At 69.5% G+C, this 11,107-nt stretch carries 11 protein-coding genes and 3 pseudogenes; 5 read left to right on the plus strand and 9 right to left on the minus strand.

All coding sequences use genetic code 11. From position 1 onward, the window contains the following. Positions 1-143, plus strand: a pseudogene (locus A5646_RS28510) (type I pantothenate kinase); the annotation flags it as partial. A 21-nt stretch (positions 144-164) separates the two neighbouring features. Here the strand turns inward: A5646_RS28510 and A5646_RS23875 are convergent. From A5646_RS23875 to A5646_RS23885, 3 genes are all read right to left on the minus strand, one after another. Continuing rightward, positions 165-587 carry a hypothetical protein gene (locus A5646_RS23875; RefSeq protein ID WP_066876959.1) on the minus strand — a complete coding sequence of 141 codons (423 nt, stop codon included), beginning with the start codon at positions 585-587 and terminating at the stop codon, positions 165-167. Between the two features lie 245 nt (positions 588-832). Then, positions 833-2,203 (minus strand): hypothetical protein, encoded by a 1,371-nt coding sequence (locus tag A5646_RS23880; protein WP_066860136.1) that lies wholly within the window; start codon positions 2,201-2,203, stop codon positions 833-835. Positions 2,204-2,250: 47 nt separating this feature from the next. Continuing rightward, positions 2,251-3,039 (minus strand): (2Z,6E)-farnesyl diphosphate synthase, encoded by a 789-nt coding sequence (locus A5646_RS23885; protein WP_007776629.1) that lies wholly within the window; start codon positions 3,037-3,039, stop codon positions 2,251-2,253. A gap of 182 nt (positions 3,040-3,221) precedes the next feature. On the opposite strand from A5646_RS23885, the gene A5646_RS23890 reads away from it, so the two are divergent. After that, positions 3,222-3,995 carry a hemolysin III family protein gene (locus A5646_RS23890; protein ID WP_067024677.1) on the plus strand — a complete coding sequence of 258 codons (774 nt, stop codon included), beginning with the start codon at positions 3,222-3,224 and terminating at the stop codon, positions 3,993-3,995. Between the two features lie 18 nt (positions 3,996-4,013). Here the strand turns inward: A5646_RS23890 and A5646_RS23895 are convergent, their stop codons facing one another. The 4 genes from A5646_RS23895 to mca all read right to left on the minus strand — a co-directional run bounded on the left by A5646_RS23895 (position 4,014) and on the right by mca (position 7,817). Beyond that, the gene (locus A5646_RS23895) at positions 4,014-4,397 is read right to left on the minus strand and encodes a nuclear transport factor 2 family protein (RefSeq protein ID WP_067024680.1); all 384 of its coding nucleotides are present in this window, start codon (positions 4,395-4,397) and stop codon (positions 4,014-4,016) included. Between the two features lie 237 nt (positions 4,398-4,634). Further along, on the minus strand, positions 4,635-6,650 hold the full coding sequence (locus A5646_RS23900; RefSeq protein WP_067024683.1) for a thioredoxin domain-containing protein: 2,016 nt from the start codon (positions 6,648-6,650) through the stop codon (positions 4,635-4,637). Continuing rightward, complete coding sequence (locus A5646_RS23905) at positions 6,637-6,948, minus strand: hypothetical protein (RefSeq protein ID WP_066862289.1); 312 nt, start codon at positions 6,946-6,948, stop codon at positions 6,637-6,639. Before A5646_RS23905 ends, A5646_RS23900 begins: the two co-directional genes overlap by 14 nt. Next, positions 6,945-7,817 carry a mycothiol conjugate amidase Mca gene (mca, locus tag A5646_RS23910; RefSeq protein ID WP_066862293.1) on the minus strand — a complete coding sequence of 291 codons (873 nt, stop codon included), beginning with the start codon at positions 7,815-7,817 and terminating at the stop codon, positions 6,945-6,947. Before mca ends, A5646_RS23905 begins: the two co-directional genes overlap by 4 nt. Positions 7,818-7,931: 114 nt before the next feature. Here mca and A5646_RS23915 point away from each other — a divergent pair, with 114 nt between their 5' ends. Together A5646_RS23915 and greA are read left to right on the plus strand one after the other, a co-directional pair. Further along, positions 7,932-8,366: a DUF4307 domain-containing protein gene (locus A5646_RS23915; RefSeq protein WP_066862296.1), complete on the plus strand. Its 435-nt coding sequence runs from the start codon at positions 7,932-7,934 to the stop codon at positions 8,364-8,366. Positions 8,367-8,586: 220 nt separating this feature from the next. Then, positions 8,587-9,081: a transcription elongation factor GreA gene (gene greA, locus A5646_RS23920; RefSeq protein WP_066862299.1), complete on the plus strand. Its 495-nt coding sequence runs from the start codon at positions 8,587-8,589 to the stop codon at positions 9,079-9,081. Between the two features lie 85 nt (positions 9,082-9,166). On the opposite strand, the gene A5646_RS23925 is transcribed toward greA, so the two are convergent. Together A5646_RS23925 and A5646_RS23930 are read right to left on the minus strand one after the other, a co-directional pair. Continuing rightward, the gene (locus A5646_RS23925) at positions 9,167-10,327 is read right to left on the minus strand and encodes a cystathionine gamma-synthase (protein ID WP_066876969.1); all 1,161 of its coding nucleotides are present in this window, start codon (positions 10,325-10,327) and stop codon (positions 9,167-9,169) included. A gap of 11 nt (positions 10,328-10,338) precedes the next feature. Continuing rightward, positions 10,339-10,905: pseudogene (locus A5646_RS23930) on the minus strand (RDD family protein); the annotation flags it as partial. Here A5646_RS23930 and A5646_RS23935 point away from each other — a divergent pair. Then, positions 10,851-11,107: pseudogene (locus A5646_RS23935) on the plus strand (CBS domain-containing protein); the annotation flags it as partial. The pseudogenes A5646_RS23930 and A5646_RS23935 sit on opposite strands and share 55 nt — an antisense overlap.

The raw sequence follows: 11,107 nt of genomic DNA on the forward strand, positions 1-11,107 counted from the left end.
TGGCCGCGGCCCGCGAGATCTGGCGATCCATCAACCGCCCCAACCTCGTCGAGAACATCCTGCCGACCCGGCCGCGCGCCACCCTGGTGCTGCGCAAGGACGCCGACCACTCCATCAACCGGCTGCGGCTGCGCAAGCTCTGACGGCGCGGCCGGCGCGGCCGGTCACGCCGCGAGGCGACGCAATCCCAGGTACTGCAGCCCGGCGAACGCCGCCGTGTAGGCGCCGGTGGCCAGTGTCAGCGCGACGCCGGTAGCGGTCAGCGGCAGCGCTTCCGCGGCCACGATCGAAGCCAGCGTGAATGCGACGTTGACCACCAACACGCTGACGCCGACGCGGCGCAGGTCCGGCAGCGCCCCGAGGCTGAACACCAGCAGTCCGGCCAGCACGAACAAGACGCCCACGCCGTACTCCTGGAAGGACGTCAGGCCCGTCAGCGACGAAAGCGGGTCGGCGAGGAAAGCGATGGTCAGACCGAACAACCCTGTCAGGGTCGCGTCGGCGCGCACCGCGAACCGCAACAGCGAGTCGGTCGCGTCGTAGAGGGGCCTGGTCGGGATGCTGGATACGCCGGTAACAGAGCTCATGTGCTTACTCCTCGCGGTGGCGGGTGGGTCGAACAGCTTTGAGGGTGCCGCCAGTGCACTGCCATATCGACTCGTGGCACTGCCAACTCATGCCACGGATACAAAGACGAGGTGGTTCACCCGGCTATTCCCGTCGGCGGGTAAATATTTGACACGCGCCAGTCTGGCGGGCCCAGTGGCCCCACGGGTCACAGGAGCGCGGGTCCACGGCGCTGTGCCATCCGGTGGTCGCGCCCCACGTGGGTCTAGTCGCTGGGAACCGGGATCCGTCCCCGAAGATCGGCGGCGATCAGCCGGGCCGCGGCGTTCTGCCAGTTGTGCAGCGAGCGCTGGGGCACCTCGGTGACGAACCAGTGCCAGGCCTGCCGCGCGATCGGATCCAGACCCGAGGCGGTGGCGTTCTGCGCATAGGCGCGCACCCCGACGACGTAGGGGAAATACAGGGAGTTGTAGTACCGCCACTCTTCGGTGGTGCCGAAGTCGCCACCGTCGCGCGGCTTGAGCCGCGAGATGCCCTCGGCCAGCACCGCCTTGAGTTCGTTGGCCCGCTCGATCGGCTGGTCGGGTGCGCCGCGGGCGGCCAGCCGCTCATCGATCACCGGCAACGCCGTCAGCGGGCTGGCGACCAGCTTGCTCAGGTCGCCGTAGTGGCCCAGCGCCCGGCGGGTGAGCCGCACGAAAGTGACGTCGTCGACGCCGGCGAGCGGGTGCTCCTGGCGCAGCGGCAGCGCCGCCCCGGTGTGCCGCAGTGCGGCCCGATCCGCCCGCAGCGCAGGCGATTTCGAGAACGCCAGCCGGTCGAGCACCCCGGCCAGCGGATCGGCGAGCACCTGCACGGTGATCGCGATCGCCAGGCTGGTGAACAGCAGCACCGTCAGCGCGGTCCGCGCGGCGGGGTCGTCGCGGGTCACCGCCAACCCGATCAGCGCCTGACCGCCGAACAGCACCGCCACCGCGACCGAACCGGCGAACGACCGGAGCATGTCGGGGCGCAGCGCGTGGCCCTCGTCGAACGCGTCCCACAGCGCCACGGCGACCCCGAGCCCGAGGACGTCACAGCTCGTCGAGGCCAGCGCGACCCAGCTGGGCACCAGTCCCAGCGGAATGATCAGGATCGCGTTGGCCAGCGCGAAAAACAGGGTCGCGGTGACGGCCAGTCCCACGGAGAGCCTCGGCCGGCGCGGGCGGCGCAACGCGACCGCCCCGGCGCCCAGGGTCGACACCGAGATCACCGCGAACATCACCCAGTGACCCGGCCGCAGCGGCCCGTCGACGCTGCCGGCCAGCACCGCCCCGAACAGGGTCAGCGCGGCGACGCCGGCCACCAGCAACACCTCGCGGGTGCGCGAGCGCCAGCCGTCGCTGGGCCGGGACAGCTCGACGAGCACCGCGAACCACGCGACACCGGGAACCGCCGCCAGGTAGATCTCGACCCGGCTGAGCAGCTGGGCATGGGCGGGGCTGGCGGTCCGAACAGCATCCAGGCCCACCACGAGCGCGAACCCGCACAGTCCGATCGCCGCCAGTACCAGGACGGGCTTGCGCGGATCACGGGACAGCAGATACAGGCCCAGCCAGGCGCTCAGCGTGAACACCACCGCCGACAGCGCAGCCATGTCCTAAGTGTGGCACGCAGCCGGGCGGGCCCTTAAGAGCTTCGCGGTTACTTGCCGTGCCGGCGATCCCGCCGGCTGTAGTCGCGCAGCGCGCGCAAGAAATCGACGCGGCGGAACGCCGGCCAGTGCGTTTCGCAGAACCACATCTCCGAATAAGCGCTCTGCCACAGCAGAAATCCCGACAGGCGTTGCTCGCCCGAGGTGCGGATCACCAGGTCGGGATCGGGCTGTCCGGAGGTGTAGAGGTTCTCGGAGATGGCGTCGACGGTCACCGCGTCGACGAGTTCCTCGGCGGTGGCGCCGTTGGCGAGCTCCTTGTTCAGCAGCGCGCGCACCGCGCCGACGATTTCCTGCCGGCCGCCGTAGCCGACGGCGACGTTGACGTGAAAGGGCGCGACGCTGGGCGTGGACTCGACGGCGTCGCGCAATCGGCGGGCCGGCTCGTCGCCGAGCAGTTCCAGGTCCCCGACCGTGCGCACGCTCCAGCGGTTGGCCGGCGCGCAGATCTCCTCGACGACGTCGGTGATGATCTCGATCAGCCCGGCCAGCTCGTCGGGATCGCGCTGCAGGTTCTCGGTGGACAGCAGGTAGACGGTGGTCATTTCGACGCCGGCCTCCTGACACCAGCGCAGCATCTCGGCGATCTTGGAGGCGCCCATCCGGTAGCCGTAGCTGACGTCCTCGTATCCCGCGTCGCGGGCCCACCGGCGGTTGCCGTCGCACAGCACGGCGATGTGGCGCGGGAGCTGGGACTTCGAGGCGGCCAGGCCCTGCCTCAGCCGCAGCTCGTAGACGCGGTACAGCGGCTCTTTGAGGCGCGGCGGAATGATTTCCACGACCATTCACCCTACTGCCAGCGGTGATCTATTCACCGGTTCTCGTTTCGGCCCGGTCACCTGAGCAGCCGAGACGATGCTGTAACGATCCCTGACTACTCTGGTTCTTGAACAGCCCCTGGCGACTTCGGAATCCCGCGTTGCGAAGAACAAAACAGATGCGAAGACAAGACACAGGAGCCATGAGCAGTCAGACCAGCACCGTCCCCAACCCGGAGCCCGAAGGCGAGTCGATCGTTCCGGGCAACACCGTCGAACAGTTAGTCGAGGGTGCCGCCCAGTTCCTCGGCAAGCCCCGGATGCGCGGTTGGATCCACTTCGTCTCGGCGTGGCTGGCCATCATCACCGGCGCCACGCTGGTGTCGGTGTCGTGGGCCGTCGCCTCGCCGCGCGCCGGCCACTCGACGCTGGTCTACGCCGCGGCGACGGTGGCGATGTTCGCGGTCAGCGCCACCTATCACCGGGTGCAGTGGAAGTCCGCCGTCGCACGCAGCCGGATGAAGCAGCTCGACCATTCGATGATCTTCGTGTTCATCGCCGGCAGCTACACGCCGTTCGCGCGGCTTGTCATGCCCCAGAACACCGGGGTGCTGGTGCAGTGCATCGTGTGGGGCGGCGCGGCGGCCGGGATCGCGTTGAAGATGTGCTGGCCGACGGCGCCGCGCTGGGTCGGTGTGCCGCTGTATCTGCTGCTCGGGTGGGTGGCCGTCTGGTTCGCTCCCACGATCCTGCACCAGGCCGGCGTGGCCGCGATGGTGCTGTTGGCGGTGGGCGGGGTGTTCTACAGCGTCGGCGGCATCTTCTACGGCCTGCGCTGGCCGGACCCGTGGCCGCAAACGTTCGGCTATCACGAGTTCTTCCACGCCTTCACCGCGATCGCGGCGATTCTGCACTACATCGCCATGTGGTTCGCGGTCTTCTACACCGGCGACCACGCCTGGCTGGCGGGCGGCTGAGCCGGCATCGCTGCCCCGCTAGCCCTGGGAGACGTCGTCCTCCGGCGACCAGTAAGCTTTCATCGAGGCGATCTTGCCGCTGCCGTCGAAGACCATGACGTCGATCGGCTCGATCACCATCCGGTGCTCGCCCGCGGTCACGGTCAGCCGGAATTGGAAGGCCGCCTCGTTGCCGGCGACGCGCAGCGTCACCAGTTCGCATTCGCGCTGCAGGTCGTTGACCGCGGAGTAGAAGCCGTGGATCGCCTGGCGCCCGATGTGCACCTCGCCGCCGACCGGGTCCTCGACGGTGGCGTCGTCGGCGTACAGCTCGACCAGATCGTCGGCGCTGCCCTTGGCGACCAGTTCGATGTAACGGTTGACCGTGTTCCGGATCGCTTCGGTCCTGGCGGCAGTCGGCATGGGAGGCAGGGTAACCCGCGCTAGTGGTGATCGCCAGCACGGCGCAGCCGAGCGCCGCGGGTCACCACCATCGACTCAGTGGTGATCGCCAGCACGGCGCAGCCGGGCGCCGCGGGTCACCACCATCGACTCAGTGGTGATCGCCAGCACGGCGCGGCCGAGCGCCGGGCGCCGGGGGCACTCCCCAGCTCCGCGGGGACCCCGCCCGCTTGCGGGGGACGGGTCACCACCATCGGCTCAGTGACCGGGGACACCCAGGGCGGCCGCCAGTTCGGGCGCGGTGGTGACCGGCAGGTCGCACACCTGGCCGCGGCACACATACGCGGCGTCGGCGCCTGCGACTCGGGGCCGGCCGGCCAGCAGCGGCGACGAATCCACCGGCCCGCCCACCACGATCGCCCCGCCGGGCGCCAGCCGACGGGCCTCGGCCAACAGAGCCGACGCCGACGGATCGCAGGCAACCGCGATCTGCAGTGGCCCGCGCACCGCGGCTTCCGCGACGGCCAGCCAGTGTCCGGCCGACCGCGGCGCGCGCTCCAGCAGCACCGAGTGCGCGCCGAGCGAGGCGGTGACCGCCCGCAGGTAGCGCTCGGTGCGGTCGCCGTCGACCAGGTGCGCCGCGGTCAGTAGCGCCTCGGTGATCGACGACGCCCCCGACGGGGTCGCCCCGTCCAGCGGGTCGGCCGGCCGCAGCACCAACTGCTCGGCATCGTCGGCGGTGTCGAACCAACGACCGGGCCGCTGGGGGTCAGCGAAATGGGCCAGCGCGGTGTCGAGCAGCTCGGCGGCCGCGGTCAGCCAGGTGTCCTCGGCGGTGAGCTGGTACAGCGCGAGCAGGCCGGTGGCCAGCATCGCGTGATCCTCGAGGATGGCGGCGCTGTCGCCGACCACCCCGCCCAGGCTGGCGCGTCGCAACCGGCCGTCGACGACGTGCAAATCCAACAGCGTTCGCGCGCAACGCATTGCCGCCTGCGCCAATTCGGGTTCGTCGAGCGCCACGCTGGCCTCGGCCAACGCGGTGATCGCCAGGCCGTTCCAGGAGGTGACGACTTTGTCGTCACGCCCGGGCTGGACCCGGGCGCGGCGGGCCGTCAGCAGCGCGGCACGCACGCGCTCCAGCCGTTGCGAGTCCTCGGGATCGGCGGGGGCCTGCAGCACCGAGGTGCCGTGCTCGAACGTTCCGCTCTCGGTGACCGCGAAAACCCTTGCCGCCCAAGGGCCGTCGTCAGGCCCCAGCACCTCGTTGAGTTGCGCCGGTGTCCACACATAGGTCGAACCCTCGCGGCCGTCGGCGTCGGCGTCCAGCGACGAGGTGAACATCCCACCGTCGGCCAGCTCGACGAGCAGGAACCGGGCGGTCGCCGCGGTGACCCGGCGCGCCAGCGGGTCCCCGGTGCGCCGGGCCCAGTGCGCGTAGGCGCGCAGCAGCAGCGCGTTGTCGTACAGCATCTTCTCGAAATGCGGTACCACCCAGGCGTTGTCGACGCTGTAGCGAGCGAAGCCGCCGCCGAGCTGGTCGTAGATGCCGCCGCGGGCCATCGCGTTGCCGGTGTGGGTCACCGCCGTAAACGCCTCCGGTGAGCCGGTGCGCTCGAAGTGGCGCAGCAGCGCCTCGAGCAACGCCGACGGCGGGAACTTGGGCGCACCGCCGAACCCGCCGTGCACCGCGTCGCGGTCCTCGAGCACCGTGGCGACGGCGTGGTCGCACAGCTGCGGCGCTATGGAAGGACCACCGCCCGGCAGACCGGACGAGAGCCGGCGCAACTCGCCGGCGATGCGGTCGGAGGCCTCCTCGACCTCGCCACGGCGCTCCCGCCAAGTGGTCGAGACGGCCGAAAGAAGTTGCAGGAAACCCTCTTTCGGGTAATAGGTGCCACAGAAGAAGGGTCGGCCATCCGGCGTCAGGAAGCACGTCATCGGCCAACCGCCGTGCCCGTTGAGCGCGACGGTGGCGTTCATGTACACCGCGTCGATGTCCGGGCGTTCCTCACGGTCGACCTTGATGCAGACGAACCCGGCGTTCATCGCGGCGGCCACGTCGTCGTCTTCGAACGATTCGTGGGCCATGACGTGGCACCAATGGCAGGCGGCATAGCCCACCGAGAGCAGGATCGGCACGTCGCGCTCGGCGGCGGCGGCCAGCGCCTCGGGGGTCCATTGCTGCCAGTGCACGGGGTTGTCGGCGTGCTGGCGCAGGTATGGACTGGTCGCCAGCCCAAGGGTATTCGTCGCTGCCGGGTCAGCCGGGCTCATCGCCGGGTCCCGCGGCGCGCGGCGGGCCGCCCCCGTCGTCCGGGGTGGTGGAGGGGTCGACCGTGTCGGTGCCCTCGTCGGCGGCCTGGTCGGGTTCCGGGTGCTTGGGATCGAACGATTCCGGCACCTTCTTCAGCTGCCGGTTCATCGACCGGATGAGAAACAGCGTGGCGATCACCAGCAATACGACGATGAGCAGCCCGACCGGGCTGGCCTTGCCGAAGTCGGGACCGGTGTGGTGTGGGGGCCCGTCGGCTTGCCAGCCGGCGGCGGTCACGACGAGAAAGAGGTGGTTCACGCGTCGCTCTCGATCCCGGCGAACAGGTCGTCCTCGGGCAGCGACACCGGGACCCGCGAGCGGGCCAACTCGAATTCCTCGGTGGGCCAAAGCCGTTGCTGCCAGGCGATCGGAGCGGCGAAGAAGTCGTGGTCGGGGTCGATCTGGGTGGTGTGCGCCCGCAGCGCGTCGTCGCGCTGGCTGAAGTACGCCGAGCATTCGACCCGCGTGGTCACCCGGGACTCGAACGGATCGTGCGCGGCGTCCCAGTGCTCGAGCCACTTCTTGAACGGCGGTTCCTGGCCGTGCTTGACGGCTTCGTCGTGCAGCAGCTGCATCCGGGCCCGCAGGAACCCGTGGTTGTAGTAGAGCTTGGACACCGACCACGGTTCGCCGGCGTCGGGGAAGCGCCGGTAGTCGCCGGCCGCCTCGTACGCGCCCACCGAAACCTGGTGGCAGCGAATGTGATCGGGGTGGGGGTAGCCGCCGGTCTCGTCGTAGGTGGTCATCACGTGCGGACGGAACTCGCGGACCACGCGGACCAGCGCCCCGATCGACTCCTCGAGCGGCACCAGCGCGAAACAGCCCTCGGGCAGCGGCGGCGGCGGGTCGCCCTGGGGCAATCCCGAGTCGACGAAACCCAGCCAGGTGTGCTCGACGCCGAGGATCTCGGCGGCCTTGGCCATCTCGTCACGGCGGATCTCGGCGATGTGTCCGTGCACCTCCGGCAGGTCCATCGCCGGGTTGAGAATGTCGCCGCGCTCACCGCCGGTCAACGTCACCACCAGGACGCGATGGCCTTCGTCGGCGTAGCGGGCCAGCGTGGCCGCGCCCTTGCTGGACTCGTCGTCGGGGTGGGCGTGCACCGCCATCAACCGCAATTCGCTCACGTGCTCCCTTTGTCACTTCTGGTGGTCGCCCGGTCTGACCCTATAATTCCAGTTCCTAGTTCGTTGCATGCTGTCGGCCGGTGCCGGGCAGCCCACCACCAGGCGAAATCAGCCATGACCGAAGCCCCGATTCCGCGTCCGGAGGCCCGCTATGGGCGCTCCCGGCTGTCGCGCGTCCCCCGGCGGTGGGTGATCGTCACGCTGGGCGCGCTGGTCGTGGTGGCCGGACTCGTCATTGCCGTCATCGGTTATCACCGGTTCGGCACCAGCGACGTCAAGGGGACGACGGCTGGCTATCGGGTGATCGACGACCAGACCGCGTCGATAACGATCAGCGTGACGCGATCGGACCCGTCCCGGCCGGTGGACTGCATCGTGCGGGTCCGGTCGAAGGACGGCAGCGAGACGGGCCGCCGGGAACTGCTGGTCCCGCCGTCGGATGCCGCCACCGTGCAGGTGACCACGACGGTGAAATCCTTCGAGCCGCCGGTGGTCGCCGACATCTATGGCTGCGGCACCGATGTGCCCGCCTACCTGCGCCCGGCGTGACCTCGCAGATCCACAGCGAACTGCGAATATGGGGTCATCAACTGTTTGCGCGGTGGTAACATGGGTGAATGCACGGTTCCGGTTGGGACCGTGTTGCTGCATTAGCGGACGTGAGCAAAACGGAGCGGCAGCACACGGGGAGGCACCCGCGCACACCGGGCGGCGGAGCTAACAGGACTCAACGCGGACTCGCGGAACAACATACGAGGAGCACGACGAGATGACGGACACTTCCGTGACCTGGCTGACCCAGGAGTCACACGACCGGCTCAAGGCCGAGCTCGACCAGTTGATCGCGAATCGTCCGATCATCGCCGCGGAGATCAACGACCGCCGCGAGGAGGGCGACCTGCGCGAGAACGGCGGCTACCACGCCGCCCGCGAGGAGCAGGGCCAGCAAGAGGCCCGCATCCGCCAGCTGCAGGACCTGCTCAACAACGCCAAGGTCGGCGAGGCGCCCAAGCAGTCCGGCGTCGCGCTGCCCGGTTCGGTGGTCAAGGTCTACTACAACGGCGACAAGTCCGACACCGAGACCTTCCTGATCGCCACCCGCCAGGAGGGCGTCAACGACGGCAAGCTCGAGGTCTACTCGCCCAACTCACCGCTGGGCGGCGCCCTGATCGACGCCAAGGAGGGCGAGACCCGCAGCTACGTGGTGCCCAACGGCAACACCGTCGAGGTCACGCTGGTCAGCGCGGAGCCTTACCACTCCTAGCCCCCCGCGTCAGGCGAGCGCCCGGCCAGCCGGGCGCGATCGCACGTGCGCCCGGCTAACAGGGCATTCGCGCTCGCGATCGCCGCTAGTGCAGGGCCTGCTCCAGATCGGCCAGCAGGTCGGCGATGTCTTCGATGCCGACCGACAGGCGCACCAGATCGTCGGGGACTTCCAATTGCGACCCGGCCGTTGACGCATGCGTCATGGCGCTGGGGTGCTCGATCAGCGACTCCACCCCGCCCAGGGACTCCGCCAGGATGAACACCCGGGTCTTGGCGCACAGGTCGCGGGCGGCGGCGCGGCCGCCGCGCATGCGGACCGAAACCATGCCGCCGAAGCCGCGCATCTGCCGCGCGGCAACCTGGTGGCCGGGGTGTGAGGGCAGGCCGGGATAGAGCACCGTGCCCACCGCGGGATGCCCGGCGAGGAATTCCGCAACGGCCGAAGCGTTTTCGCTGTGCCGCTGCATGCGCAGCACCAGGGTCTTCAGGCCGCGCATGGTCAGGTAGGCGTCGAACGGGCCGGGCACCGCGCCCGCACCGTTCTGCAGGAACGCGAACGCCTCGTCCAGCTCCTTGTCGTTGGTGACCAGCGCGCCGCCCACCACGTCGGAGTGTCCACCGATGTATTTGGTGGTCGAGTGCAGCACGATGTCGGCACCCAGCGTCAACGGCTGCTGCAGCGCGGGCGAGGCAAACGTGTTGTCCACCAACACCTTTGCCGAACTCTGCCGGCCCAGCTCGACCAGGGCGGCGATGTCGGCGATCGAAAGCAGCGGATTGGTCGGCGTTTCCGCCCAGATCAGTCGGGTTCGCGGCGTGATCGCGGCGGCGACGGCGTCCAGCTCATGCAGGGCGACCGGGGTGTACTCGACGTTCCACTGGGTGAAGACCTTGTCGATCAGCCGGAAGGTGCCGCCGTACGCGTCGTTCGGGATGACGACGTGGTCGCCGGGCCGCAGCACCGCGCGCAGGGCGCAGTCCGTGGCGGCCATGCCGGACCCGAAGGCCCGCCCGTAGGCGCCCTCTTCGACGGCGGCCAGCGCGGCTTCCAGCGCGGTCCGGGTCGGGTTGCCGGTGCGCGCGTATTCGAACCCGCCGCGCAGGGCGCCGACGCCGTCCTGGGCGAAGGTGCTGCTGGCGTAGATCGGGGCGTTCACCGCGCCGGTCGCCGGGTCCGGCCGATAGCCGGCGTGGATCGCTTTGGTGGCCAGTCCGGTGAACTCGTGGGGTGCGTCGTCGCTCATCGACGCTCAGCCTAGGTGACGGCCGGCCTCTCGGCGCCGTCGATCGGCAGGCACACCGTCGTCATGATCTTGTCCGCCAGCGTCTGGCGCTTCGAATCCCACAGCGGGAAAAGGAAACCGATGAAGCAGATGATCGCGTCGACGAAGTGCGCCAGCGCGCGCACCACCGACATCCCGAAGCCCAGCGGCTGACCGGTGACTTCGCTGACCACCTTGAACTTCAGCACCGACTTGCCGACGCTCGAGCCCGTGGCACCCTGCCGGTAGCCGTAGTTCCAGATCAAATAGAACAGCCCGATGATCGACGCCAGCCACTGCGCCACCATGCCGACGGTCGAGTTCTGGGTGGCGCAGTACTGGTTGACCGAGTACTGAGTGACGTCGGTGATGCAGGCGGTCTGCTGGGTGGCGACCAGGATCGCGGTGCCGATGCCGTGCACGACGACGTACGGGAGGATGTCGATGATGAAGGCCAGCGCGCGGGTCAGCCACGGCGTGTACTGCTCCGTCGGCAGCGTGCGGATCGCCGGTCCGGGTGGTGGGGGCGCGTAGCCGCCGGCCGACGGCGGGCGAGGTGGCCGGCAGCGTCTCCGAACGCGAACTGCTGTCCGCGGTCTTCGAGGGGCGGGCGAAACTGGCCGACGCGGTGTCGCTGCACATGAGCCCCCCGTTGCCGATGATCGGCGCCGGCGAACTGGTCAGCGCGGCCGGCAAGGCGCTGCGCGATTGGGACGCGTTGATGGTGGTCGAGGAGGGCAAACCGGTCGGGGTGATCACCGG

It is taken from the genome of Mycobacterium sp. 1245499.0 (genome assembly GCF_001673615.1).
Lineage (GTDB): Bacteria > Actinomycetota > Actinomycetes > Mycobacteriales > Mycobacteriaceae > Mycobacterium > Mycobacterium europaeum_A.

Bases quoted from the DNA above. Each gene is read 5' to 3' on its own strand.
- A5646_RS23925 (WP_066876969.1), bottom strand. From the start codon at position 10,327: ATGAGCGACGACGCACCCCACGAGTTCACCGGACTGGCCACCAAAGCG.
- A5646_RS23900 (WP_067024683.1), bottom strand. From the start codon at position 6,650: ATGAGCCCGGCTGACCCGGCAGCGACGAATACCCTTGGGCTGGCGACC.
- A5646_RS23915 (WP_066862296.1), top strand. From the start codon at position 7,932: ATGACCGAAGCCCCGATTCCGCGTCCGGAGGCCCGCTATGGGCGCTCC.
- A5646_RS23890 (WP_067024677.1), top strand. From the start codon at position 3,222: ATGAGCAGTCAGACCAGCACCGTCCCCAACCCGGAGCCCGAAGGCGAG.
- A5646_RS23880 (WP_066860136.1), bottom strand. From the start codon at position 2,203: ATGGCTGCGCTGTCGGCGGTGGTGTTCACGCTGAGCGCCTGGCTGGGC.
- A5646_RS23895 (WP_067024680.1), bottom strand. From the start codon at position 4,397: ATGCCGACTGCCGCCAGGACCGAAGCGATCCGGAACACGGTCAACCGT.
- A5646_RS23875 (WP_066876959.1), bottom strand. From the start codon at position 587: ATGAGCTCTGTTACCGGCGTATCCAGCATCCCGACCAGGCCCCTCTAC.
- greA (WP_066862299.1), top strand. From the start codon at position 8,587: ATGACGGACACTTCCGTGACCTGGCTGACCCAGGAGTCACACGACCGG.